Origin of the sequence: Acinetobacter sp. TR11 (assembly GCF_027105035.1) — a bacterium.
Classification (GTDB): Bacteria; Pseudomonadota; Gammaproteobacteria; order Pseudomonadales; family Moraxellaceae; genus Acinetobacter.
The window spans coordinates 753,568-779,714 of record NZ_CP114256.1; the positions used below are offsets into that span (position 1 = coordinate 753,568).

Here is a 26,147-nt window from a genome sequence, read left to right on the forward strand (position 1 = left end):
AAACACATTAAAATTTATAAGTACCGCGGGCGAAGTAAGTTCGACCTGTTACATCACCAAAACGTGGGTCATAGCCATACTGGAAATTCTCCAAGGTGTTGGATGCTGCTGGTTCTTCATCAAAGATATTTTTAATACCGAGTGTTAAATCCAGATTTTTGAAACCACGGTATGTGCCCGAAACGTTATAAAGGGTATAGTCACTGACACGATGATTCTTATAACCGTCATCAAGATTTTCTGAGTTTTGATCTTTATAGCCACGTGTAAATTGCTGTTGGAAGTTGAGTGACCAGTCTTCATAGCTCCAGTTAAGATTTGCGACATGCTTCCAACGAATGGTTGGTCCATCATCCTTGTAAACACCTAAACTGCTGATCCACTCACCATTTTTTTCATTTTGATATTCGTATTTGGTGACATAGGTTCCATCAATACCAAAGCCAAAGCGACCAGTTGATGTGACAGGAGTTAAATAGTTCAGGCTGACATCAAAACCTTGGGTTTTTAAATTGCCCATGTTCTGCATAGTTGTAATGATATAGTCGATTGAACCATCTGCTTTACGAATAAATTTGTCTTTATATTTATCTGGGTTTTCAAAAATGGTCGATGCTTCAAGTGCCGAGATTTGATTTTTAACTTCGACATTGTAGTAATCTAGAGAGAACACAAGGTTTTTGATTGGTTCAAGTACAAAACCTGCTGTGATCGACGTCGATTTTTCAGGCTCTAACTCTTTGTTACCACCTTGCATACGATCAAACTGCTGATCACAGTCACGAGCCTGACTACCATCAGGGGTAGCTTTGCCCCCTGGACATAAAATTGGGTCACTGTTACTTGGTGATAAAGTTCGACTATTGGTTTTATTGATTTCATATAAGGTTGGTGCGCGGAAGCCTGTACTATATGAAGTACGGAACATTAGTTGTTTAAGTGGTTCCCAACGTAAAGCAACTTTTGGATTAAAGGTATCACCGACATCACTATAGTTGTCGTAGCGGGCTGCAATTTGTGCTTCTAACGTTTTATGTAATGGGATTTGTAGTTCGGTAAATACCGATGAAATATCGCGCTTGCCTTCCTGATGTGGATTGTTTGGATCAGTCCCAACGCTTGGTAAACGAGCAGCGAGATCTGAATTTACAGTAGAATCCCACTTGTCATGGCGGAAACTGCCGCCAAATGCGAAACCTACATCACCAGCAGGTAAGGTATAAATTGGTCGGCTTGCAGTAAAATCGACTGTACTCGATTCTAATTTTGCTTTGTTATAATCTCCTGAAAGTGAGAGTTTGTTCCAAAGATTCGGATCATCTCCAGCTGCCTGTGGACCAAATGGATTAAGTTGGCCAGCATCTAAAGCGGATTGCACAGCAGCTTTATCTAAATATCCACTGCTTGCTGTCTCGGTGACGGCACTGCGTGCATAGCTGACACCTGTATTGATATCCCAACCATATGCTTCACCTTCAATACCTGCAAAAACTCGGTGAGATTCATTCTCGGTATCACTGATGCGATTGCCGGCTTGTGAGCGGAGTGAGAGTAGAAGTGGTTCACCACTGAGGCCCGCAACAGTGGGTACTAAACCATTCCCAGGATAATACTTACTATTCTTGCTAATTGAGACTTTATTATTGCCGTTATAGACATCAGGTGCGACTGAGGTTGAGACCTTGTTATTGGCATAAACATATTCACCAATAGCGTTGAAGCTATCATTTAGCTTCAGTGTTAAACGACCCATTGCCGAAATATCTTCTGTTTTCGGTACGATTCCAATCAGGTTTTGGGTGTTTAATAGGCAAATTTTATCAAGCGCTTCAGTACCTGCATAACCTCCACAGCCCGTTGCTGCATAAGGATTTCCACTGGCTCCATTTTTAGAATCAACGAAATTGGCAGGAAAAGAGGCTGAACTTCGTGCATCAAGACCAAGTTCGGGAATCAGGCTGCCTTTTGCACTAACCTTTCTATCTTTAGCCATGATGTCATTGCCATGGCGATAATCAACCACACCAAATACATTAAAACCATTATCTTCAAGGTCACCATAACCACCAAAAATACTGAAGTCTTGGGTATCACCACCTTTGTGTTCAGGTTGAGTAAGACCACCACTGATATTTAGTCCAGTGAATTGTTTTTTGGTGATGAAGTTAATAACCCCACCAATTGCATCCGTACCATAAATTGCAGAAGCACCATCACGAACGATTTCGATACGTTCTAGCATAGCGAGGGGAATGATATTTAAATTAGTCACACCACTATCAAATGCACTTGCAGCCAAACGGCGACCATTGAGTAAAATCAAAGTCTTATTTTCACCAACGCCTCGTAAATTGGCTGTTGCTCCTGCTGTGCCAGAACGCCCGACGTTTTGTGAAGTCACAAAACCAGCTTGGTTGGCAGTAATTTTGGTCAGTGCTTCTTCTGTCGTAGTCACCCCTTGTTTCAGAATCTCGTCTACTTTGACAATGGTAATGGGAGATGCGCTCTGGGCTGCAACGCCTTTGATGGATGAACCTGTAACAGCAACTTTTACGACTTTGGCTGCTTTTTCCTCGGAAGGCGATTCGGCCTCAGCAGCATGAGCTATGGTTAAACACAGCATACTTAAACTGAGCGTACTGAGTTTAAGTATGGTTTTGCTCGCTTTTGGCAGAGCAGTTGGTTGAGCGAAGTTGGCTTTTTTCATTGATTATTTAACCCCTAAATGGATTGCCACTCTAAAAATTCAATAAATCCGTTTTAGCAAGAGCTGTGCCAAACCCTATTTTTAGATTTCGCTTAATGTAGAATAAAATGTGTAAAAGTGTTTTAGTTTTTATATATAAGCTTTTCATATTTTTACTAAATATTAAAAATATTGAAGTAATTCTAAATGTGGATTGGTTAACATAAAGTTCCAAATGAAGTATGGTTTTATAATGCATTAAAATGAATCATAAAATTTTATTTTTGCTTTTTTGTGGTGCAAATCATATTTTATTGTTATAAAACAAATGTTTTATTATTTTTATTTCATTGAAATGGAAAATAATATATAAAAATATGATTTGGCATAAAGTTACTTTTATTTAAGATGCGTGAAAACTAGATCTGCTAATAATACGTTTTGATTAAAAATTAAACATAATTTTTTTATTTGAAAAGTGGCATGAAATTAGCAAGGTAATTTTCGATCTTTAAGGGGTTTTTCTTTTAACTTAATTTTTCCAACTGGTAAAACATCATTAAATAAATGATTTTTTAATAAAAAGTTGGAATGAGACACGCTGAAAGGGAAATGGTTGTAGTGTTGAATGCTATGCAAAAGTCTAGTATTTATTAAAAAACGATGATGTGAGCACTGATTTGAAGTCAACTTTTTTTACGGTCACTGTATTATCAACCGTTATTGCATTTATGCCGATGGGGTATGCAAAAACACCTGCTCAGGCAGATAAAGTACTCCGTGTTGCTTTTGAAGCCCCAGATGATGGTTTTGATATGGTTAAAACTTTTAATTTTTACAGCGGAAATGTCGCCGATGTAATTTTTGAAAGATTGCTTCAATACGATTATCTCGCTAACCCAGTAAAATTGGTTCCATCTACAGCAGAAAGCCTACCTATGATTGAAAAAAATGGTCAGGTTTATATATTTAAAATAAAGCCAGGGATTTATTTTACCGATGATGCTGCATTTAAAGGTAAACGCAGAGAGCTGGTTGCAGAGGATTATGTCTATTCCATTAAGCGGATATTAGATCCTAAAAATCATGCCTCAGCATTTTCTTTTATTGATAATAAAATTGTTGGTGCAAATGCACTGGTGGACCAAGCCAAAAAAACGGGCACATTTAACTATGATGCCAAGATTGAAGGTGTAAAAGCATTAGATAAATATACAATTCAATTTAAGCTGACCCAACCTGATTATAATTTTCCTTATATTCTGGCCTATAGCACATTTGGAGCGACGGCTAGAGAAGTGGTTGAATATTATAAAGATCAGTTAGGCATGCATCCTGTGGGAACAGGGCCTTATATGCTGAGCAAATATGTACCCCGCAGCAAGATCGAATTAGTTGCAAATCCTGATTATCGCGGTTTTGTCTGGAATTTTAAATCGACAGGCACGGCGTGGGATAACCTGCTAGTTAAAGAAATGAGTGGCAAGAAAATGCCGCAAATTGGCAAAGTCAATATCAGCATTATCGAAGAAGAACAATCACGTTGGCTCGCTTTTCAGTCCAAACAACTGGATTTTGATAAGGTCACTTCAAGCGCAATTCCTAAAGTGCTTGATCAAAATAATCAGTTAAAAGCAGAAATGCAAAAGCAGGGTATACGTTTGTATGCCAATAAAGAGGCAGAGATCACCTATTCAATGTTGAATATGCGTGATCCTGTTGTTGGTGGGAATAGCCTAGATAAAATTGCGTTAAGACGTGCCATCGCCATGTCTTTTAATGTCAATGAATATATTCGTATCTTAAGAAAAGGTCAGGCGGTTAAGGCTGAAATGCTGGTACCTGCAGGCATTAATGGTCATAACCCGAATTATCGCAGTAGCATTGGTTACAATCCTGTTTTAGCCAATAAATTACTGGATCATTTCGGCTATAAAAAAGGCCCAGATGGCTATCGTAATCTGCCCAATGGCAAGCCTTTAACCTTAAAAATAAATACCGAGAGTGGTACAGCTTCCGTGATGTATTCTGAATTGTGGAAGAAAAATCTAGATGCAATCGGGATTCGGGCAGACTTTAAAGTCAGTAATTTTGCCGATAACTTAAAAGCCGCAACCCAGTGTCAATACATGATGTGGAGTGGAGCATGGCATGCGGATTATCCAGAGGGTGAAAATTTCACGCAATTGCTTTATGGTCCGAATGTTGGTCGTGGTAATCAATCCTGTTATCAGTCAGCTGCTTATGACAATTTATATAAACAGGCGATGCAGCAAGCCCCTGAAAAACGTATGCCATTCTATGAAAAAATGAGTCGCCAAATTGAAGCAGATGGAACGTGGATTTTACAAGATACACGGATTCGGAACTGGTTGATTCAACCTGAGGTGCAGGGATTTAAAGCTCATCCAATTATGAATACCAACTGGCAATACTTAGATATTGTTTCACCAAATCAAAAATAAGTGATGTGTTTATGATGAAGCAAAAATTTAAACTTTCGATGCAACGGACTAGTCTGGCGCTGTTATTGGGGACAACATTAAGTCTAGGGGTAACGATTACAGAAGCGAAAAGCCCTGCCGATCCAAAAAAAGTGTTACGTTATGCTTTTCCCGTGGCGGAGACTGGATTTGATCCTGTCGCAGTACAAGATTTATATTCAGCACATATTTTGTATTCAGTGTTTGAAACGTTATATACCTATGACTATCTAGCTTCACCCGCAAAACTCGTTCCAAATACGGCGGTGGCTTTGCCAGAAGTAAGTGCCGATGGTTTGACCTATACCATTCGAATAAAAAAAGGGATTTATTTCAGCCCTGATCCTGTATTTAAAGGCAAAGCGAGAGAATTAATCGCAGCAGACTATGCCTATTCTTTTAAACGATTGCTCGATCCAAATCTACATTCACCCAACAGTTGGTTGTTTGAGGGACGTATCTCAGGAATAGATAGTGCTATCCAGCAAGCAACGAAAAATGGAAAATTTAATTACGATCAGCCGATTGCAGGGCTACAAACACCTGATCGTTATACCTTGGTGATTCGATTAAAAGAACCAAACTATAATTTCCCAATGTTGCTTGCACATCAGCCAACAGGTGCTGTCGCTCGCGAAGTGGTTGAACATTATCGTGATCAAGCAGGCTATGTGATGGGACATCCTGTGGGAACAGGGCCTTATGTTCTCGCACAATGGACACCAGGCTCGCGTATTATTTTGAAAGCTAATCCTGATTATCGCGGTTACACATGGAATTTTAAAGCGACCAATCCTGAAGATCAGAAAATAGTACAGCAAATGCAAGGCAAAAAAATGCCACAGATTGGTGTGGTCGATATTCAGGTGATTGAAGAATCACAGTCAGGATGGTTATCGTTCCAAAAAGATGGGCTAGATATATTTACTTTAGATGGTGAATTACCTGCACAAGCTTTAAAAGACGGTCAATTAAAGCCAGAGTTAGCAAAAAAAGGAATTCAACTTTCACGTATTGCTGACCCTTCAATTGATTACTTGTATTGGAATATACAAAACCCTGTGGTCGGTGGCGTGAGTAAAGAGAAAATTGCTTTGCGCCGTGCAATGGCGATGGCAATCTCTAAAGAGAAATTTATCAGCATTTTAGCGAAAGGGAACGCCAAAAAATTAGAATCGCCGATTCCTTATGGTGTCGCGGGGCATGATCCCAATTATAAAAGCAGCATTCCGTATTCCGTCAAAGCAGCAAATTTATTACTTGATCGTTATAACTACAAAGTGGGCAAAGATGGTTGGCGGATGTTGCCGAATGGCAAGCCACTGGTGATTGAATTTATGCCATCCAGTAGCAGTGCGCGAAGTATGCAGATGGCTGAACTTCTAAAGAAGGAATTAGCCAATATTAAAGTCAATATGGTTTCTAAACCTGTGCCTTTTGCAGAAGGTTTAAAGGCTGAAAAACAATGTAAAACCATGTTTAAAGCTTCTGCTTGGATTGCAGACTATCCTGATGCAGACAACTTTGTGCAGTTGTTTTATGGCAACAATATTCATGCCACCAACCATACTTGTTTTAAATTGCCAGAATATGATCGTTTATATGAACAGTCCTTGAAACTTGCTGATGGTTCTGAACGGAATTTGTTATATCGCAAAATGTCACGGTTGTTAGAGTTTTATGCGCCTGTACAATTCATGTCGACCCGTTACCGTACTGTCGTAGCCCAACCTCGAGTGATTGGTTATAAAAAACACCCAATTCTGCCCGCAGAGTGGATGTACATCGATATTCAACAAAACAAACCATAGTGTCGAAAGAAGGTTCGTGAGAAACCTAAACAATATATGAATGAAATTAAATTGGAGAGAAATAATAATGGCGAAGAACATGTTGAAACAATCGACGCTGGGTCTGTTATCGCTGATGATTACGGGATTAAGCCAAGGTGTATGGGCAGAGAATACAACTGCGACTTTACCTATTTTTAAATTGAATGACAGTGCAGAATGGTGTGATGCGAATTTACAAAAGTTACAACAGCGTATTTCTCAATTAGAAAGCCAATTCATTCAACCGCAATCGACAGCTGCACCCGTTCTAGCTGAATGGGATCAATTGATGGCAAGTTTTGAGGACTTTTCTGGACCAATTAGCTTATATAGCAACGTGGATCCCGATGCGAAATTTCGTAAGGCTGCTGATGATTGTGAAGTAAAAATCAATCAGTTGCAGACTGAAATTTATCAGAACCCAAAATTGTATCAACGGATTAAAAATACCCAAACGACAGATCCAATTGATCGTAAATATCGTCAAGATATTCTTGATCAATTTGAAGATACAGGCGTGCAGCTTGCACCTGAAAAAAGAACACGTTTAAAACATATATTGGATGAGCTCACCAAACTTTCGCAAGAGTTCTCTCGTAATGTCCGTGACAATCCTGAAAAATTAGAATTCACGCCAGCCGAATTAAAGGGACTACCTGAAAGTTATATTTCAGGCTTAAAGAAAAATGATAAAGGCAATTATTTATTGGGTTTTGAATATCCTGAATATCAACCTTTTATGGAACTTTCAGACAGTGATGATGCAAAAAAACGTTATCAAACGGCATTTACACGTCGTGGTACAGAAAAGAATTTAGTCCTCCTTAAACAGATTATCGACTTACGTTATGAATTGGCACAGCTATTTGGTCAGCCTAGCTATGCCGATTGGGCTTTAAAAAAACGCATGGCGAAAACACCAAAAACAGTGAATAACTTCTTAGCAGATGTTCATAAAGTCGTGGCACCTTTAGAGCAAAAAGAGGTACAGGAGTTACGTACGTTTAAAGCAAAAACCTTAAATATTTCTTTGGATAAAGCTGAAATTAACCGTTGGAATGTCGGGTATTGGAGCGAAAAACTCCGTAAAGATAAGTACCAAATTGACCAAGAAAAACTGCGTGATTATTTCCCAACACTCGCCGCACAGAAATGGTTATTTGCAATTTCTGAGAATTTGTATGGTATTCAGTTTAAAGCCGCTAAAGTGGATACATGGCAACAAGAAGTCGAATATTACGATGTTGTAGACCAAAAAACAGGTGAGATATTGGGTAGCTTATATATGGATAAGTTCCCACGTGAAGGTAAATATGGTCATGCAGCAGTATGGGGCGTATATGGGGGCAGTACGCTGAGTAAACGTAAACCAATCTCAGTATTAGTGACCAATTTTAATCGTAAAGGTTTAAACAGCAATGAGCTTGAAACTTTTGTGCATGAGTTTGGTCATGCTTTACATGGAATTTTGTCAAAAACCCGCTATTCAGGTCAGTCAGGAACATCAGTAGAGCATGATTTTGTTGAAGCGCCATCGCAAATGTATGAAGAATGGGCGCGCCGTAAAGAGACTTTATCGAAAGTGGCTGACTACTGTGATCCTGCTTGTCCGAGAGTGGATGATGCACTGATTGCACGATTAAAAGCTGTGCATAATTATGGACGTGGATTAGGGTATGCACGCCAAACGCTTTATGCACAATATGATATGGCATTGCATGGCGCTGATGCACTCAAAGTACAGCCGATGGATGTCTGGAAAAAAATGGAATCCGCAACCGCTCTAGGCTATGTGCCGAATACTGAATTTCCTGGGCAGTTTGGACATCTGATGGGCTATCAAGCGGGCTATTATGGTTATATGTGGTCTGAAGTATTGGCTCTGGATATGTTGTCTGCTTTCGGTGATAACTTGAATAATCCAGAAGTGGGTCAGCGTTACCGCCAAACGATTTTATCTCAAGGCAGCCAAAAAAATGCAGCGCAATTGGTCAAAGACTTCTTAGGTAGAGAACCAGATAACAAAGCTTTCTTTAGTGAAATTACAGGTCAACGGGTCAAATAAGGATTTACCATTATGCTTGCTTATGTCGTGCGTAGACTATGGCAAATGATCCCGACCATGTTGGGTGTCATTTTGCTGATTTTCTTCTTGTTTAACTGGGTGGGGGGCGATCCTGCATATATTTTGGCAGGAAAAATGTCCAACCCCGAGCAAATTGAAAACATCCGTAAACAATTGGGCGTTGATCAGCCCTATTATGTGCAATTATGGATTTTTATTGAACAGATTCTGACTTTCGATTATGGTGCGAGCTGGAGTACGGGAGAGCCTGTATCACAGATTATTCTGACCCGTTTAGGGCCTTCACTGACTTTATTGATTCCACTGACGATTTTACAAACAGTGATTTCAATTATCCTTGCTTTAGCGGTTGCTTCAGTTCGTGGATCACTGACAGATCGCATGGTGATGATGTTATGTACCATCGGCATGTCGATCAGTATTTTGGTGTATATCATCGTGTTCCAGTATGTGTTGGCATACCAACTCAGTTGGTTCCCCGTACAGGGCTGGAGTGATCAGTTTAGTCAAAACTTATTCCAATATTCTTTGCTACCTATCTTAATCATGTTGGTGGTGAGCATTGCCCCAACACTACGTTTATATCGAAGCTTCGTCCTAGATGAAATTAACCAAGATTATGTGCGGACTGCGCGTGCCAAAGGTGTGGGGGAGTCTCGGGTACTGGGTGTGCATGTTTTGCGTAATGCATCGATTCCAATTGTCACTGAAGTAATGGCTAGTCTGCCTGCCTTATTGATTGGTGCTTTCTTGATTGAACGTTTCTTTGGTATTCCGGGCATTGGACGTGAAATTATTATTGCGGTTGAACGCAGTGATTTTCCTGTGATTAAAGCCATCACCGTATATATCGCTGCGGTCACCATGATTTTTAACTTGATCGCCGATCTGATTTATAAGCTCCTCGATCCTCGCGTACAGTTGAAATAGGAGGATGACAATGCTCAGTACAATTTTTAAAGGCAAATCCTCATCAAGTGAATCTCCTGCATCAGAAGGACTCTGGCATTTGGCCTTGAATCGATTGAAATCAGATCGAATCGCCGTGGTTTCTTTCTTGGTGGTGTTGTTTTATTTCATCTTGCTCACGTTATCAATGACAGGCGTAATTGCCTCAAATTGGAATAAAGAAGTGGCTGTCAGTTATGCGCCACCGACATTTTTAGGAGTGGATGCCGAGTCTGATCAAATTAAGGTAAATACTGAAAGCGCAGCAACTTTACCCGAAAATCCAGTCGATCCATTGAAAGATGTAATCCAACAGCTCAATGCTGAAATTCAGGCTGAGCAACAAAGCAGTTCTGCGATTGATCGCTATGGCATGATTGATCCTTTGGCTGAAGATATGCGACAGATTGATCAGCAGCTTGGAGGACACTTACTCGATCAAAAACAAGAGTTAAAAACCACGTTGCCTTTTGGTGCAGATAAGTGGGGGCAAGATGTGCTGCTCAAAACTATTAAAGGTGCTGAAACCTCAATTCTGGTCGGTTTGTTATCCGCTTTATTGGCGGTGGTGATTGGTACTTTTCTTGGTGCGATTGCAGGTTATTTTGGCGGTTGGATTGATGATGTACTGAACTGGTTCTATAACATCTTCACTTCGATTCCTTATCTGCTATTAGTGCTCGCGATCGCTGCGGTACTCCAACAAAAAGGAATTTTGTCAATTGTTTTGATTTTAGGTCTAACGGGTTGGACTGGGGTATTTCGTTTGGTTCGTGCTGAATATATGAAGCACAAATCGCGTGAATATGTGCTTGCCGCAAAAGCCATTGGTGTTAGCCATTTACGCCGTATGTTTGTGCATATTTTTCCGAATGTCAGTCATATCGCGTTGGTTCAAATTTCGATTCTGGTGGTGTCATTCATTAAGTCTGAAGTGATTCTGAGCTTCCTTGGTTTTGGTGTTCCTGTTGGTGTGGTGTCATGGGGCAGTATGTTGAATGAAGCACAAAGTGAATTGATTTTGGGCAAATGGTGGCAACTGGCTGCGGCATCGATTGCAATGGCTATTCTGGTCACAGCATTCTCCATGTTTACTGATGCATTGCGTGATGCTTTAGATCCTAAGTTGAAATAGCGGAGAGAAAAATATGCAACATCAAAATGAAACACTGCTATTACAAGTAGACGATCTTCAGATCAGCTTTAAAGGCGAAAATAAACAATGGATCGAAACTGTTAAAGGCATTTCATTTTCAATTCCAAAAAATAAAACTGTGGCACTGGTTGGTGAGTCGGGCAGTGGTAAGTCTGTGACTTCATTGGCGGTGATGGGTTTATTACCGAAAGGACAAAGTCAAATTGCAGCGCAAAGTCGTATTACTTTTGAGGGTAAGGATTTACTGAATTTATCTGCAAAAGAAATTCGGAAAATCTGTGGTAAGGAAATTGCCATGATTTTCCAAGAGCCGATGTCCTCGTTGAATCCTGTCTTTACAGTGGGAGATCAAATTGCCGAAGTGCTGTGCATTCATTTGGGCATGGGACGCAAGCAAGCCAGAATACGAGTGCTTGAGTTACTTCGAGAAGTCGGTATCCCTGCACCTGAAACAAAAATAGATGCTTATCCAAGCCAGCTTTCTGGTGGTCAGCAGCAACGGGTTATGATTGCGATGGCAATCGCCTGTGAACCAAAATTATTGATTGCGGATGAACCGACCACGGCATTAGATGTCACCATTCAAAAGCAGATCATTGATTTATTAGAATCCTTACGTCAACGTCATCAAATGTCGATGCTGTTTATTACCCATGATCTAGCACTGGTTGGCGAAATTGCTGATGAAGTGATCGTGATGCGTCATGGTGAAATCCGTGAATGTGGCGCTGTTGAACAAGTGCTGGAACAGCCGAAAGATGTGTATACCCGTGCTTTGTTGCACTGCCGACCACAACTTTCAACACGTCCATACCGTTTACCTGTGACCAGTGATTTTATGAAGCAGGACGAAAATGGACAACTGATTGAAGCAACCCATTTGTCCGAATTAAATCTGAAACAGCGTGTCCGTGGTTTGTCTGGTGATGAGCCGATTGTGCTTGATGTTAAAGATCTGAAAAAGTCGTTTTATAGCCGTAAAGGTTTATGGGGGCGAGAGGAATTTCAGGCCGTAAAAGGCGTGTCCTTCCAACTGGCTAAAGGCAAAACCCTTGGTCTCGTTGGCGAGTCAGGTTCAGGTAAAACCACGATTGGTTTATTGCTGATGCGTTTACATGAGGCGACGGGCGGGCAAGCCTTGATTGGTGGAAAAGATATTCTTGCCATGACTGAGAAAGAATTTTCACGGTATCAGCGTAAGATTCAAATTATTTTCCAGAACCCTTATGCTTCACTCAATCCACGCTTTACCATCGGGCAGATTTTATTGGAGCCAATGCGAATTCATGGTATTGGTCAAAATGATGTCGAGCGTAAAAAGATGGCATTGGAACTGTTAGAACGAGTCAGTTTGCCTGCGCAAGCCTATGATCGTTATCCACATGAATTTTCAGGTGGTCAGCGACAACGGATTGCCATCGCACGCTGTCTGACTTTAAAACCTGAGATTTTGATCTGTGATGAATCCGTTTCTGCTTTGGATGTTTCGGTGCAGGCGCAAGTTTTGAATTTATTGCAGGACCTACAGGATGAATTTGGTTTGAGTTATATCTTTATTTCGCATGATTTATCTGTAGTGAAATATATTTCTGATCAGGTGATGGTGATGAATCATGGGGAATTGGTTGAAATTGCCAATTCAGATGAGTTGTATTTACATCCACAACATGAATATACCAAGAAACTGCTGAATGCCATTCCGCAGGGAGTAAGCCATCATCATTAAAATTCAAGCATAAAAAAACGCTCTAATCAGAGCGTTTTTTCATTTTAAAGCCAAGAATTAGAACTTCTTAAAGCCTTTATTAAAACCAATGGTTTTACGACCATTGTTATTGTTGCCATTACCGCTTGGACGTTGCTGTTGCTGTGATTGATTTTGCTCATCGTCACGGCGTTGTTGACGTAAATAACCACCACGACGTGCAGTCAATGGTTTTTCTGCCATTTTTTCAGTACGACGTTTTGCCATACCAAATAAGCCAGTACCTTGACGTGGTTTTAATTCCACTGATTTCGCTAAGTTGTCGATATCAGTTTTATCTAATTCCATCCAACGACCTGTACGTAATTCACGTGGCAAAATGACAGTGCCATAACGGGTACGTAACAAGCGACTTACTTTTAAGCTTTGTGATTCAAAGATACGACGTACTTCGCGATTACGACCTTCTTTAACCACAACTTGATACCAACGGTTGATACCTTCACCGCCAATTTCAGAGAATGATTCAAATTTCGCTGGACCATCTTCAAGCTCAACACCTTTCAGCATGTTATTGCGAATTTGTGGCGTGACTTCACCCATTACACGAACCGCATATTCACGCTCAACTTCGTTTGAAGGGTGCATTAAACGATTCGCAAGTTCACCATCATTCGTGAATAACAATAAACCAGTACTGTTAATATCCAGACGCCCTACCATCACCCAACGATCATTGGCGATTTGTGGTAAATGATCAAATACAGTTGGACGTTTCTCAGGATCATTGCGTGAGCAAATTTCACCCTCTGGTTTATAGTAAATGAGAACACGGCGGCGAATTTCATCTTCAATCTGAAACTGAACTTTACGACCATCGATACGGAGTTCATCTGTAGGTTCAATACGTTCACCCACTTGAGCAATTTTCCCATTGATACTGACGCGACCAGCAGCAATGACTTCCTCCATATAGCGACGTGAGCCTAACCCGACTCTCGCTAAAACCTTTTGTAATTTTTCACTCATGACAGCACAACCTTAGACATAATGATCAACAGTTCACCTCTCAAGACTTCGGTGCATGTGCATCGAGTGTCATGAATGCTTCCTTGGCGTTCTGCAGGGGAGGCAATTGACCTAGCGAAGCTAAACCAAATGCATTTAAAAATTGGGGCGTTGTGACTAACAACGCAGGTCTTCCAGGTAGATCTCTAAAACCAGATTCTTTGATCCAGTTCCAGTCAAATAAGTTTCTCAAGATCTGACTATTATTCGATACACCACGAATCTGTTCAATATCAGCACGTGTAACAGGCTGATGGTATGCAATCACTGCGACTGTTTCGAGTAGCGAGGGCGATAATTTAGTTGGGCGTTCTGGCCAAACCTGCGCAATAATATTGCGATACTTTGCTCGCACCTGAAAACGGAACCCTTGAGCCGTCTCAATTAACTCAATTGAACGGCCATGTTGCAACATCGCAAGTTGCTGCAAAAAATGACGTAATTGTTGTTTATTATATTGGTTTTGAAATGCTTCTTTTAGTCGTGCAAGTGAAACTGGTGAGTCACTAGCGAACAAAATTGCTTCAATCTGTAATAAGACATCGTGATGAATATCTTCAAGTGACATTCCTTCATTGGTGTCAAATGGATCTAAACTCATGCTGCAATGCCTTGAACTGTTAAAGGAGCTTCGACACCTGTATGGATGATTTGAATTTTTTGCTGGCGCGTGAGTTCAAGCACTGCCATAAAAGTCACCACCATGCCCATACGACCTTGCATAGGATTTAATAATTCTATAAAACTTAATGCTTGACCTGATGCAAGTTGGCTTTCAATAAATGCTATGCGTTCTTCGAGCAGTACTGGTTCCTGGGCAACAATATGTGTGATCGGTTCTGGACGATTAAACACACAAAATAGTGCATCACGTAAGGCATCAACATCATAACCTTCGTAAATTGGAGCAATATGTCCAATACTTACATTGGCACTAAAAGTATCTCTTTCAAAGATTGGCATTTGCCCCAATCGTTCAGCTGCTTGCTTAATACGGAGGTATGTTTCTAAACGATCAATCAATTCTTGTTTAGGATCTTTTTCAAATTGATCCAAAACTTTTGGCTTGGGTAGAAGTAAGCGTGATTTTAAGTCAGCAAGTAATGCAGCCATCACCATATAATCCGCTGTTAATTCAATATTGAGTGATTTCATACTATCCATATAGGATAAATACTGGGTTGCAATTGGTGAAATATCTAACTGTAAAAGATCAAAGCCATTTTTCTGAATCAAATAAATCAGAAAGTCTAATGGTCCTTCAAATTGCTCCAGTAAAATTTCAAATGCGGCAGGTGGAATGTACAAATCTTCAGGTATGACTTCTTGCCACTCGTCAAGCACACGAATGGAAGGAATTAATTCCAAGGTCGAAGGAAGAATTTGATTCATTACCGTTTATAAGCCACGCGAATTTTCAAAAGCATGAAAGGATGATTTTTTTGTGTTCAAGAAAGTGACACATGCTACAAGCAAGCCTATTCTAATCGAAATCCTTCATTTAATAAATTACTCACTTACAAAAACCTTAAAGTTCTCAGGGTATTTTCTATACTTATGCAAGCGAATATGGATGATATAAAAATCTTATGCTTAAATCTGCCATTAAACATCATATTTCTAAACTATAAGTCACCATGAAAAATTATTTAAAAACACAACAGAATCAGTTCGGACAAACGATAGGCTTTTCGCTTGAAGAAAATGTGACAGATTCACCCGTGCAGGGAAAATTATTTGGGCAATACGTTCAGTTGATTGATGTAGCAGATGGAATTACGAATCAGGTCGCAGAACAGTTATGGGAAGTTGTATCCACAGAACCCGATGAGCAATGCTGGACTTATCTGCCATATTCTGCCCCACATAGCCAACATAGTTTAAAAGATTCATTAGACAACTTATTCGGCTTTAAAGATTCCACTCACTTTCTAATTCAAGTTGCTGAAGAGATACAAGGTTGGGTTGCTTTGTTAAATCCGAGGCTTGGGCATGGCGTGATTGAGATTGGTAATGTTTATTTTTCACATAAAATGAAAAAATCAAAGGCATCAACTGAAACAATTTTTTTACTGCTAGAACAATGTTTTGCACAAGGTTTTAGACGTATTGAATGGAAATGTGATGATTGTAATGCGCCTTCTAAAGCTGCAGCATTACGCTTTGGTTTTCAATATGAAGGTTTATTCCGCCAAGACAGAATTGTGAAAAACCGAAACCGAAATACCGTATGGTTTTCAATCATTGATGAGGAATGGTCAGACTTGGAGAAAACCTATCAGCAATGGCTGAGTCCTGATAATTTTGATGCGCAGGGTTTTCAGAAACAACGTCTTTCAGAATTTTTTATCGACTAAAGATCAGTGCTTACTCAAAAGCACTGACATCACCCACACCACGACGGACAACTACAGGATTTTCTCCTGATAAATCTACAATACTCGTAGTCGATAAAGTGCCAAAACCACTATCAATAAACACGTCAATTCGTTTGGCCAGTTGATTTTCAATATCATAAGGATCATCAAGCGGATCTTTTTGATCAGGCAAGATCAATGTACTGGTTAATAACGGTTCACCAAGTTCTTGTAATAAAGCTTGTGCAACAGGATTACTTGGAATGCGCAGACCAATTGTTTTTTTCTTTGGGTGCATTAAGCGCTTTGGCACTTCACTGGTGGCAGGTAAAATAAATGTAGTAATAGCAGGGGTATTGGCTTTTAACAGTCTGTACATCGCATTATCGACTTTTGCATAAGTTGCAATATCCGATAAATCACAACACATAATTGCATATTGATGTTTAGGACCTAAGCCACGAATTTGAGCTATTCGCTCCATCGCACTTTTATTCCCAATCTGACAACCAATCGCATAGGCTGCATCTGTTGGATAAACCACAACATCACCCGCACGAATACGCTCAACGGCTTGTGTGATTAAGCGAGCCTGTGGATTTTCAGGATGAATATGTAAATGTAACATTATTATTGTAACTCCCTGATCTTTATGGCTGAATTAAGTATGAAACTTGTTCTAGTAAAGATGCAAGTCTTAGATGTGTTAATTTTGTCATTCAATCAAGTAATTCACGTTTAAATTCATTTAGTTGTAATGGTAAGCCATTACGGGTACAAACACAGATATAGTGAATAAAAAGTGCAGCATCTCGTGGTAAAGTGGCTTCACCTGAAAAATAACGTTGTACTTGAGCAAAAACATTATCTTTAAATTGTGTCCCATTGCCGCTATCACCCGTTAGGTTATCTAAAGAGACACGAAACTTTCGACCAAAGGCTGTTGCAAATAACCATTCAATGGCTTGAGGCTTAATTTCAACTTGTTCAAATAAAGCTTGCTGTTCTGCAGTACGACCATCGGGTGCATACCAATAACCTAAATCAGGTAAAAGGCGACGTTTTTCACCTGAAATACTCCAATGACTAATTTCATGTAAGGCACTGTTAAAGAAACCATGTGCAAATTGGATTTTTGCAGGTTGTTGATTTATCGCTGGGAAATATTCTGGTTCAAAATCACCTTTAACAAGCGTGACATTATGGTGGGAAAACCAATCATTAAAGTGTAAAATAAGCCAATCAACCTGTTCTGGTTCTGTTGTTAACTCTTGCCAAGATGAGCGTTGCACTTGATCTGGTGTTAACATAGGAGCATTGATTGAATGGGGGCTAACAAGTGATGAAGTTGTTACTTCAAGTTGCGGCTGCAACAGATGCATTGCTGTGTTACCACGAGTTCTGTCTAAAGAAGTGCAAAATTGTATCTTAATCTTTGACAGAGTACCGATGAATTTGTAGAATTGCCGCCTTAATTATGTCAGCAAATACTTTTCCAAGCCAAATCGAGCCATTTAAATGGGCTGAACAGGGCTATACATGGTCAGGAACACTGCCATTGTCTCGCTTTGCTCGTATTGCTCGAGAAGCTGTTGGTTCAATTGATGATCAATTGATCAACATAGACTGTAAGCTATCAATGGATGCCTATCATCGCATTGTATGGTTAGATGGACATATTGATACTAAAGTTCCAATGGAATGCCAACGTTGTTTGGGGTCTGTTGAAATTGAATTAGTCTCAGAATTTCATTTAGCTTTAATTGATGATGAGTCACTGATAGAGCGATTGGATGAGGATGCTGATTTCATCGTTTTAGGTGAAAGTGAATCGTCGAAAAAAGGGAGTATTGATACACCTGCTTCGATTGATTTACTCGCATTACTAGAAGATGAATTGTTATTGTTGATGCCTTTGTCTCCCAAACATGATGTTTGTGAGCATAAACATCAACCTGTCGTTCAGGACGTTGTCGAAGAAAAGCGGGATAATCCGTTTGATGTTTTGGCAAGTTTGAAAGGCAAACTTAACTCATAACACAATTTGTGTTATCATGTTGAGTTAAGACAACTGAATTTGTTCTGATCCATTTTTCGATCTTTGTAAGGAGCCATCATGGCCGTTCAGCAAAACCGTAAAAGTCGCTCTCGCCGTGACATGCGCCGTTCACATGACGCTTTAACCGAGAATGCATTATCTGTAGACCAAACTACTGGTGAAACTCATCGTCGTCACCACGTGACTAAAGACGGTATTTACCGTGGTCGTCAATTATTCGCTAAAGCAGCTGATGCTGAATAATTGAGTTATATGCATTAAGCGTTAGCTTAAAGTATAAAAAAAATGGGAGCGAAAGCTCCCTTTTTTGTTGTTTTTCGCAATTAAAAAACGATTTAATCAATGGTAAATTGCCGCATCGGAAAAGAGTCTGTTGTCATTCTCATGTAGAATCATGAGTGTTGATAAAACTGGCGATAGACCATTTTAAGGATTTTTATATGTCGACTAAGCGACTTGAGCAGGCTGCTCAAGCAACAAAAACAGCATTTGTTTTTCCTGGTCAGGGTTCACAAAAAGTAGGAATGCTGGCTGAGCTTGCAGAGCAGTTTAGTGTCGTTCGAGATACCTTTGCAGAAGCATCAGCAGCACTTGGTTTTGATCTTTGGCAGATTTCCCAAAGTGGTGAGGGTTTAGACCAAACTGAAAATACTCAACCAGTTTTGCTAACAGCAAGTATTGCCTTATGGCGTGTATGGTTAGAGTTAGGTGGTATAGCACCGAAATACTTGGCTGGACATTCTTTGGGAGAATATAGTGCGCTTGTTGCAGCAGAGGCAATGACTCTAGCTGACGCGGTTAAATTAGTCCATTTACGCGGAAAATTGATGCAGAGTGCTGTTCCTCAAGGTACAGGCGCAATGGCTGCAATTCTTGGTTTAGCCGATGAGAAAGTGATCGAGCTTTGCCAAAAAGTGAATGTAACTGCGGCTGGTCAAGGTTCGGTTGAAGCGGCGAATTATAATGCGCAAGGTCAGGTGGTGATTGCAGGCAGTACAGCTTTGGTTCAGCAAGTCATGGCTGAAGCAAAAGAGCAATCAGGTAAAGCGATTGCATTGCCTGTTTCTGTTCCGTCACATTGTACCTTGATGAAACCAGCAGCAGAAAAGTTTGCTGAAGCTTTGGAACAAACTGCCATTGAGCTACCCCACCTTCCTGTAATACAAAATGTCAACGCGGAAATCGCGACAGATGTTGCTCAATTACGTCAGGTATTAACGGCTCAGTTATATCAGTCAGTTCAATGGACACGTACCATGCAATATCTTCAAGATGAAGGCGTGCAGTATGTGGTTGAATGTGGACCAGGTACAGTACTCAGCAATCTTGCCAAGCGATTACCCAACATAGAAAAAGCATTTGCGATTGATAGCAAAGCACGTATGGAAGATGCCCTAAACGCAGTGTTAGTGGCAGAAGGAAAAATTGCATGACACAACAACGAAAAGTTGCGTTAGTGACAGGAGCAAGCCGAGGTATTGGCGCAGCAATTGCACAGCAACTCATTCAAGACGGTTTTTTTGTAGTTGGTACCGCGACTTCTGAATCAGGCGCGCAAAAACTCACAGAAAGTTTTGCTGAACATGGAGCAGGTGCTGTACTCGATGTTCGTGATGGCACAGCGATTGATGCACTTGTCTCAGACATTGAGCAAAAATATGGTTCAGTGTTGGTATTGGTCAACAACGCAGGCATTACCAAAGATAATTTGCTACTTCGTATGTCTGAAGATGATTGGGATGATATTCTCAACATTCACCTCAAAGCCGTTTACCGCTTATCTAAGCGTGTATTGAAGGGCATGACCAAAGCACGTTTTGGCCGCATTATTAACATTAGTTCAGTGGTTGCACATTTTGCCAACCCTGGACAGGCGAACTACTCAGCAGCAAAAGCAGGGATTGAAGCATTCAGTCGTAGCTTAGCCAAAGAGATGGGGAGTCGTCAGATTACAGTGAACAGTGTTGCACCTGGTTTCATTGCCACTGAAATGACTGATCAGTTAAGCGAAGATATTCGTAAAAAAATGACTGATCAAGTAGCTTTAAGTCGTCTAGGTGAACCTCAAGATATTGCTGATGCAGTGAGTTTCTTGGCTAGTGATAAGGCTAGTTACATTACTGGTACAGTTTTACACGTAAATGGTGGGCTATACATGGCCTAACTGGCGATGTATAAACTTTTAAAAGTTTTTATATTCAATTAAACTAGTGGCAAATTAAAACGCCACAAGCAATGAGGAGAATTCCTGTGAGCGATATCGAACAACGCATCAAACAAGCTGTAGCTGAACAATTAGGTATGCGTGCCGAAGAGATTAAAAACGAAGCATCTTTTATGGATGACTTAGGTGCTGACTCTTTAGATTTGGTTGAACTTGTAATGTCTTTCGAAAATGATTTTGACATCACGATTCCAGACGAAGATTCTAATGAAATCACGACTGTTCAATCTGCAATTGATTATGTAACCAAAAAACTTGGTTAATCATATCGCATGATTAAAAGCCACCTTTTCGGTGGCTTTTTTATATGTTCAACTTTTCATATGAATAGATGTAAAAATATCTTACAAGAAAAATAAACGATAAATATGAGAATAATTTATTTAGATGTATAAAATTTACTCTATTTAAAATAACTTACTAAATCATAAAAACAAAAGGAAACTTTATGAATATAGACAACCGTATTAAACAAATCATCATTGAGCAGCTTGGTGAAGATGAAGATGAAGATGAAGTTGTACCAAATGCAACTTTTATAGATGATTTAGGCGCTGACTCTTTGGATGTTGTTGAGCTGATTATGGCTTTTGAAGAAGAGTTTGGTATTGAGATTCCAGATGAAGAGGCAGAAAAAATTCTCTCAGTCCGTAATGCTATTGATTATGTGGCAGCTCATGTAGGAGAAGATAGTTAGATTTAAGCTAAGAAAAAGCTGATTTTTTAGATATTTAATTTTATGCTTGAAAGAATAAATACATATTTTTACAAGAAAAAACAAACTATTAATATGCAAATAATTTATTTGAGTGTATAAAGTTTATGCTATTAAAAATAATTTATTAGATCATAACAACAAAAGGGAATTTTATGGATATCGCAAAACGTATTAAAGAAATCATCATTGAAGAATTGCGTGTGGATGAAGATGAGGTTTTGCCTAACGCATCTTTTACAGAGGATTTAGGTGCTGATTCATTGGCTGTAGTTGAACTCATTATGGCTTTGGAAGGAGAGTTTGGTATTCAAATTCCATATGAAGAGGCAGAGAAAATTATCACAGTTCGATCTGCAATTGATTATATGGCGAATATTGTGGGAGAAGATGCGTAAATTGCATGATGCTTTGAGCTGATCGAAAGCAGCATGGAGTCATTTTTGTGGTTCTCTATGAAGAATTAACTTAAAAATATACATAGATTTACAAGACGTACTTATGATGATCATTGCGTCAAGTCAAGAAGGCGCACTATGCGCCTTTTTATAGAATTCAAATATGATTTAATAATTGTTTAGGAAGTTTATCCATTAATTGTAAAAAAAGGTGTTGGGCTTTGTAATGCTCTAGATAAGATTAAAGCCCCTTGAATGCATATCACGGTATCTTGTGCCCGTTCTAAAGCTTGATCCTCTGTCATTCCTGCATCTTGTAAAACGAGTGCAATGTTTTCAATCAATCTTAAAAAGACAGGTTGGATTTGAGGTAAGAAGATTTGGTGAGCTTCACTCAAGGTCAAAACTGCCAAAATGCATGCCACATGACCATTTTCGTACACCTGCTTCAATGAATTTGTTAAAGCTTCTAAGCGTTCAATGGGTGGGGTACTGCTTTGTAGATGAGTAAAAATATTGTCTTCGCGCCATTGTTCTAAATAGCTCAAAACCTCTTGTGCCATTTGTTGTTTTCCATTTGGAAAATGATGGTACAAACTGGCTTTACCTAAACCTGTACGATCTGAGATTTTAGATAAAGATGCACCTTCATAGCCGTATTCTCTAAAAATACTTAACAAAGATCGAATCAATGTTGGTTTATCCATAAAAATTACTCAGATCACTTGTTCTTGCACCGATCGTTCGGTACAGTAAAACTATAACCACAAAAGAAGATGACAATCAAACTTTATAATACTGTAATCTCAGGAAATTGTTACAAAATCAGATTGTTACTTTCATTTCTGAATTTAGACTACGAAAAAGTCTCTATAAATTTAGCTGACCAAGAGCAAAAGACAGAGCATTTTTTAAAACTGAATCCTTTAGGGCAGATTCCTGTGCTAGAAGATCAGGGGAGGCATATCCATGATTCTCAAGCAATCTTGTGCTATCTCGCTAGAACATATGATGCTCATCAGCTTTGGTTTCCTCAAGAAACAATTGCAATGACGCATGTTTTAGAGTGGTTGTTTTTTGCCAATCAAAGAATTGCTTCTACTTTATCGGCAGCACGAGCATTTTATCTGATTAAAAAACCAAATATTGATATCGAAAATGCGACTGCAATGTCACATGCATCATTAGCAGTTGTAAATCAACATTTAAAAACAAGACATTGGTTGGTTGGTGAATCAGCTACGATTGCAGACATTGCCTGTTACCCCTACATCGCTTTAGCGCATCAAGGAAACATTGAATTAGATCAATATCCAGATGTTCAAGCTTGGCTAGCATGTTTCCAACAATTACCGCATTTTATTGAATTAGATGAATAATAGGTTGATGATGAAAAAAGTGGTTATCACTGGAGCAAGTCAAGGGATTGGGCAAGCAATTGCCCAGAAACTCTTAGATCAGCATTATGAAGTGCATAATATTTCTCGCCATGTACCACAATATTCACATCCTAATTTACATCATTGGCAAGCAGATATGCTGCATTATGATCAGCTTGAGAACGCAATTCAGCAGATTGGGCAGTTTGATATTCTGATTAATAATGCTGGTTATATGAATACACTTACAGCAAGTTCATATACATGGGAAGAAATGCAAAAATTATGAATGTAAATCTGATTCATACCATGCAGTTGAGTATTGATGTTGCTGAAAAGATATTTAAAACGCAGCAAGCTGGACGAATTATCAGTCTTGCTTCTATTGCAGGGCAAATGGGACATCCTGATATTTGGTATGGAATTTCAAAAGCAGGGTTGATAAATGGGATGCGTAGTTTAGCTTGAAGTCATGCCCAGTATCATATTCAAACCTTTAGCCTCGCACCTGGTCCTGTTGAAACTCAGATGATGCAAAAGATTCCGATTGAGAGACAGAAACGTTTAAAAGAAGCCACTTTGAATCAGCAGTTTTGCCAAGCACAAGAAATTGCAGATATGGCATTTTGGTTAGCGGATGCAGCACCCAATTGTTTAAGTGGTGAAGTTTTTGATTTGAATAATGGTGTGAACTATCGTTAGTGTATCTTGAGCAAATGAATAGAAACCTGCATATTTCTATTCATTGCCACTAAAGTATTAAAAGCGTTTTGGAACCTTTTGCCCATTGGGTACAGGTGTCTCAGCCTGTTTTAATACGCCAAACAACCATGTTTCGGCATGTTGAACGGCGATTTTTAAAGAATCGCCTAAAGCCAAACGCCCTGCAATGAAGCTTGCCAAAGAACAGCCTGAACCATGATATTGACCTTCTAAACGAGGGCAATGGCTTTCAGCAATCATTTTGCCGTCAGTATAAAGTACATTGCGAATATGATCAGGTGTATCTTCATGTCCACCTTTCACCAATACCGCTTTTGCGCCCATTTCAAATAATTTTTGAGTGGCTTGCTCAATATCATCAATACCTGTTAAGGCTCTTAATTCAACGGTATTGGGGGTGATCACGGTTGCCAATGGAATTAATTCAACAAATGCTTTAACTAATGTTGCTTGATCACCGAGTGAACCTCCGCTATTTGCCACTAAAACTGGATCGAGTACATATAGATAATCTGGATGTTGACCTAAAAACTCAGCTAAGGCTGCGATATTATCGGTTGTACCCAGCATGCCTGATTTTACACATTTAATGGGTAAATCACCCACTACCGCATTTGCTTGAGCAAGTAGTAACTCTTTTGAAGTGGCTTCAAAACCAAACACTTGTTGCGAATTTTGAATGGTTAAAGCAGTACAAGCAATTGCTGCATGTGCACCACTTTGCCCAATTGCTTCAATATCTGCTTGTAAGCCAGCACCACCCGATGGATCTAAACCTGAAAAACATAGTACGGTAGGACGCACAGCCATTTCCTTTTATTCTCTCATTTAGGCTAGTATATGGGAGTTTCGAGAAACTCTCGACTATGTTATGTAAGGCTTTAAGAGATTGAACGAATGACGATCAAAAATATTCTGATTGATTTAGATGGGACTTTAACTGACCCTAAAGCGGGTATTCATCGCTCAATTCGTTATGCTTTAGAAAAATTGGGTCATCCTTTAGCCGATGAGGTTGATTTGGATTGGACGATTGGACCTCCGTTGAAAGCTTCTTTGGCAAAGTTATTAAATACTCAGGATGATGATTTTGCTGAACAAGCGTTACTTGCTTATCGCGAGCGTTTTTCAGTGACTGGCTTATTTGAAAATGAAGTCTATGCAACAGTCGTAGAAACGTTGCAACAGTTACAAGTACAAGGTTATCAATTATTTTTAGCGACAGCAAAACCGACTGTTTATGCGAAACGCATTTTGGCTCATTTTGAATTAGATCAATATTTTACTGAAATGTATGGTAGTGAATTAACCGGTGAGCGTACCAATAAAGCTGATTTGATTGCTTATATTCTGGAAAAAGAGCAGTTGGATGCACGGCAATGTATCATGGTGGGCGATCGCCAATATGATGTGATTGGTGCGCGTGCCAATGGTATTGAAACCATTGCTGTAAATTATGGTTATGGAACAGCAGAAGAACTCGTTCAGGCACAACCGATTGCCCAAATCTCACAATTCAGCCAATTGATCAGCAAAGTTGATGAACTTAATGTGGAACGAAAAGTTTCATAACCATTGAAGTAATGGAAAGCCTCGATGATTCGAGGCTTTTTATTCTTTGATTAGAGATTATGCTTCAAGCGATATTGAACTAATTCTTCAATACTAATGAGTGTTAAACCATGTGTTTGAGCATAAGCCAAAACTTGAATACCTGATGCCATAGAACCATCTGGATTAGTCAATTCACATAATACACCTGATGGTTTTAAGCCAGCCAAGCGAGCTAAATCAATGGTTCCTTCGGTATGTCCACGGCGAGTTAATACACCGCCATCACGTGCGCGTAATGGAAATACATGACCTGGGCGACTGAGGTCACTTGCAATAGCACCATCTTTAGTGGCAGCTAAAACTGTTGTTACGCGATCTTTAGCAGAAACACCTGTCGTAACGCCTTGAGCTGCTTCGATCGTTACCGTGAATGCTGTTTTAAATTGGCTAGAATTGTCGACCACCATTGGTGGGAGTTCTAAATGATCGGCTAGCTCTTCGGTTAAGCATAAACATACAATACCAGAACCATCACGAATCATTTGTGCCATGGTTTCGACAGTGAGTGTTTCAGCAGCAATAATTAAGTCGGCTTCATTTTCGCGGTCAAAATCATCCATAACCAAGACGGGTTTGCCTTGGCGGATGTCTTCTAAAGCTTGTTGAATACGTTGTTCAGCAGGAGAAAGGGCTGAAAAGAAAAGTTCGGGTTGAATTAAACTCGACATAATGAAACGCTCTCGTAAATAGGATACGGTTGAACATTTCAGGACT

At 39.6% G+C, this 26,147-nt stretch carries 25 protein-coding genes and 1 pseudogene; 17 read left to right on the forward strand and 9 right to left on the reverse strand.

What is annotated here, in order from left to right; translation table 11 throughout:
- Positions 1–7: 7 nt before the first annotated feature.
- Positions 8–2,707 (reverse strand): TonB-dependent receptor, encoded by a 2,700-nt coding sequence (locus O1450_RS03620; RefSeq protein ID WP_269229730.1) that lies wholly within the window; start codon positions 2,705–2,707, stop codon positions 8–10.
- 659 nt (positions 2,708–3,366) lie between these two features.
- On the opposite strand from O1450_RS03620, the gene O1450_RS03625 reads away from it, so the two are divergent.
- From O1450_RS03625 to O1450_RS03650, 6 genes are all read left to right on the forward strand, one after another.
- On the forward strand, positions 3,367–5,151 hold the full coding sequence (locus tag O1450_RS03625; protein WP_269229731.1) for an ABC transporter substrate-binding protein: 1,785 nt from the start codon (positions 3,367–3,369) through the stop codon (positions 5,149–5,151).
- 11 nt (positions 5,152–5,162) lie between these two features.
- Positions 5,163–6,980 (forward strand): ABC transporter substrate-binding protein, encoded by a 1,818-nt coding sequence (locus tag O1450_RS03630; RefSeq protein WP_442865391.1) that lies wholly within the window; start codon positions 5,163–5,165, stop codon positions 6,978–6,980.
- A gap of 67 nt (positions 6,981–7,047) precedes the next feature.
- Positions 7,048–9,066, forward strand: coding sequence for a M3 family metallopeptidase (locus tag O1450_RS03635; protein WP_269229732.1), 2,019 nt, complete (start codon positions 7,048–7,050; stop codon positions 9,064–9,066).
- 12 nt (positions 9,067–9,078) lie between these two features.
- Positions 9,079–10,017, forward strand: coding sequence for an ABC transporter permease (locus O1450_RS03640; protein ID WP_269229733.1), 939 nt, complete (start codon positions 9,079–9,081; stop codon positions 10,015–10,017).
- Between the two features lie 10 nt (positions 10,018–10,027).
- Positions 10,028–11,170 (forward strand): ABC transporter permease, encoded by a 1,143-nt coding sequence (locus O1450_RS03645; protein ID WP_269229734.1) that lies wholly within the window; start codon positions 10,028–10,030, stop codon positions 11,168–11,170.
- 13 nt (positions 11,171–11,183) lie between these two features.
- Complete coding sequence (locus O1450_RS03650; RefSeq protein WP_269229735.1) at positions 11,184–12,917, forward strand: ABC transporter ATP-binding protein; 1,734 nt, start codon at positions 11,184–11,186, stop codon at positions 12,915–12,917.
- Positions 12,918–12,974: 57 nt separating this feature from the next.
- Here O1450_RS03650 and rluB read toward each other — a convergent pair whose 3' ends face one another.
- From rluB to O1450_RS03665, 3 genes are read right to left on the reverse strand one after another with little or no spacing between them, the layout of a single operon-like run.
- Complete coding sequence (rluB, locus tag O1450_RS03655) at positions 12,975–13,925, reverse strand: 23S rRNA pseudouridine(2605) synthase RluB (protein WP_269229736.1); 951 nt, start codon at positions 13,923–13,925, stop codon at positions 12,975–12,977.
- Positions 13,926–13,965: 40 nt separating this feature from the next.
- Positions 13,966–14,565: an SMC-Scp complex subunit ScpB gene (gene scpB / locus O1450_RS03660; RefSeq protein ID WP_004663573.1), complete on the reverse strand. Its 600-nt coding sequence runs from the start codon at positions 14,563–14,565 to the stop codon at positions 13,966–13,968.
- Positions 14,562–15,356: a segregation and condensation protein A gene (locus O1450_RS03665; protein WP_269229737.1), complete on the reverse strand. Its 795-nt coding sequence runs from the start codon at positions 15,354–15,356 to the stop codon at positions 14,562–14,564. Before O1450_RS03665 ends, scpB begins: the two co-directional genes overlap by 4 nt.
- 245 nt (positions 15,357–15,601) lie before the next feature.
- Between O1450_RS03665 and O1450_RS03670 the strand changes: the two genes are divergently transcribed.
- Entirely contained in the window at positions 15,602–16,321 is a 720-nt protein-coding gene (locus O1450_RS03670; protein WP_269229738.1) for a GNAT family N-acetyltransferase, read from the forward strand.
- 10 nt (positions 16,322–16,331) lie between these two features.
- On the opposite strand, the gene O1450_RS03675 is transcribed toward O1450_RS03670, so the two are convergent.
- Both O1450_RS03675 and O1450_RS03680 read right to left on the reverse strand, forming a co-directional pair.
- A complete protein-coding gene (locus O1450_RS03675; RefSeq protein ID WP_269229739.1) occupies positions 16,332–16,949 on the reverse strand; it encodes an L-threonylcarbamoyladenylate synthase in 618 nt (205 codons plus the stop codon).
- Between the two features lie 91 nt (positions 16,950–17,040).
- The gene (locus O1450_RS03680) at positions 17,041–17,703 is read right to left on the reverse strand and encodes an elongation factor P hydroxylase (protein WP_269229740.1); all 663 of its coding nucleotides are present in this window, start codon (positions 17,701–17,703) and stop codon (positions 17,041–17,043) included.
- A 95-nt stretch (positions 17,704–17,798) separates the two neighbouring features.
- On the opposite strand from O1450_RS03680, the gene O1450_RS03685 reads away from it, so the two are divergent.
- The 7 genes from O1450_RS03685 to O1450_RS03715 all read left to right on the forward strand — a co-directional run bounded on the left by O1450_RS03685 (position 17,799) and on the right by O1450_RS03715 (position 21,717).
- On the forward strand, positions 17,799–18,359 hold the full coding sequence (locus O1450_RS03685; protein WP_004663562.1) for a YceD family protein: 561 nt from the start codon (positions 17,799–17,801) through the stop codon (positions 18,357–18,359).
- A gap of 78 nt (positions 18,360–18,437) precedes the next feature.
- Positions 18,438–18,623 carry a 50S ribosomal protein L32 gene (gene rpmF, locus O1450_RS03690; protein WP_004638135.1) on the forward strand — a complete coding sequence of 62 codons (186 nt, stop codon included), beginning with the start codon at positions 18,438–18,440 and terminating at the stop codon, positions 18,621–18,623.
- A 197-nt stretch (positions 18,624–18,820) separates the two neighbouring features.
- On the forward strand, positions 18,821–19,813 hold the full coding sequence (gene fabD / locus O1450_RS03695; RefSeq protein WP_269229741.1) for an ACP S-malonyltransferase: 993 nt from the start codon (positions 18,821–18,823) through the stop codon (positions 19,811–19,813).
- Positions 19,810–20,544 (forward strand): 3-oxoacyl-ACP reductase FabG, encoded by a 735-nt coding sequence (gene fabG, locus O1450_RS03700; RefSeq protein ID WP_269229742.1) that lies wholly within the window; start codon positions 19,810–19,812, stop codon positions 20,542–20,544. Before fabD ends, fabG begins: the two co-directional genes overlap by 4 nt.
- An 86-nt stretch (positions 20,545–20,630) precedes the next feature.
- Positions 20,631–20,867 carry an acyl carrier protein gene (gene acpP, locus O1450_RS03705; RefSeq protein WP_004655272.1) on the forward strand — a complete coding sequence of 79 codons (237 nt, stop codon included), beginning with the start codon at positions 20,631–20,633 and terminating at the stop codon, positions 20,865–20,867.
- Between the two features lie 185 nt (positions 20,868–21,052).
- Positions 21,053–21,301: an acyl carrier protein gene (acpP, locus tag O1450_RS03710; RefSeq protein WP_269229743.1), complete on the forward strand. Its 249-nt coding sequence runs from the start codon at positions 21,053–21,055 to the stop codon at positions 21,299–21,301.
- Between the two features lie 173 nt (positions 21,302–21,474).
- Entirely contained in the window at positions 21,475–21,717 is a 243-nt protein-coding gene (locus O1450_RS03715) for an acyl carrier protein (RefSeq protein WP_269229744.1), read from the forward strand.
- Positions 21,718–21,905: 188 nt separating this feature from the next.
- On the opposite strand, the gene O1450_RS03720 is transcribed toward O1450_RS03715, so the two are convergent.
- Positions 21,906–22,424, reverse strand: a complete 519-nt coding sequence (locus O1450_RS03720; protein WP_269229745.1) for a TetR/AcrR family transcriptional regulator — start codon at positions 22,422–22,424, stop codon at positions 21,906–21,908.
- 75 nt (positions 22,425–22,499) lie between these two features.
- Here O1450_RS03720 and O1450_RS03725 point away from each other — a divergent pair, with 75 nt between their 5' ends.
- Entirely contained in the window at positions 22,500–23,096 is a 597-nt protein-coding gene (locus O1450_RS03725; protein WP_331276170.1) for a glutathione S-transferase family protein, read from the forward strand.
- Between the two features lie 10 nt (positions 23,097–23,106).
- Positions 23,107–23,798 (forward strand): annotated as a pseudogene (locus tag O1450_RS03730) (SDR family NAD(P)-dependent oxidoreductase).
- Positions 23,799–23,855: 57 nt separating this feature from the next.
- Here O1450_RS03730 and O1450_RS03735 read toward each other — a convergent pair.
- Positions 23,856–24,623, reverse strand: a complete 768-nt coding sequence (locus O1450_RS03735) for a hydroxymethylpyrimidine/phosphomethylpyrimidine kinase (RefSeq protein ID WP_269230410.1) — start codon at positions 24,621–24,623, stop codon at positions 23,856–23,858.
- 93 nt (positions 24,624–24,716) lie between these two features.
- Between O1450_RS03735 and O1450_RS03740 the strand changes: the two genes are divergently transcribed.
- Positions 24,717–25,391, forward strand: coding sequence for an HAD-IA family hydrolase (locus tag O1450_RS03740; protein ID WP_269229747.1), 675 nt, complete (start codon positions 24,717–24,719; stop codon positions 25,389–25,391).
- A 50-nt stretch (positions 25,392–25,441) separates the two neighbouring features.
- Here the strand turns inward: O1450_RS03740 and ribB are convergent, their stop codons facing one another.
- Entirely contained in the window at positions 25,442–26,101 is a 660-nt protein-coding gene (gene ribB / locus O1450_RS03745; protein WP_269229748.1) for a 3,4-dihydroxy-2-butanone-4-phosphate synthase, read from the reverse strand.
- Between the last annotated feature and the right edge of the window lie 46 nt (positions 26,102–26,147).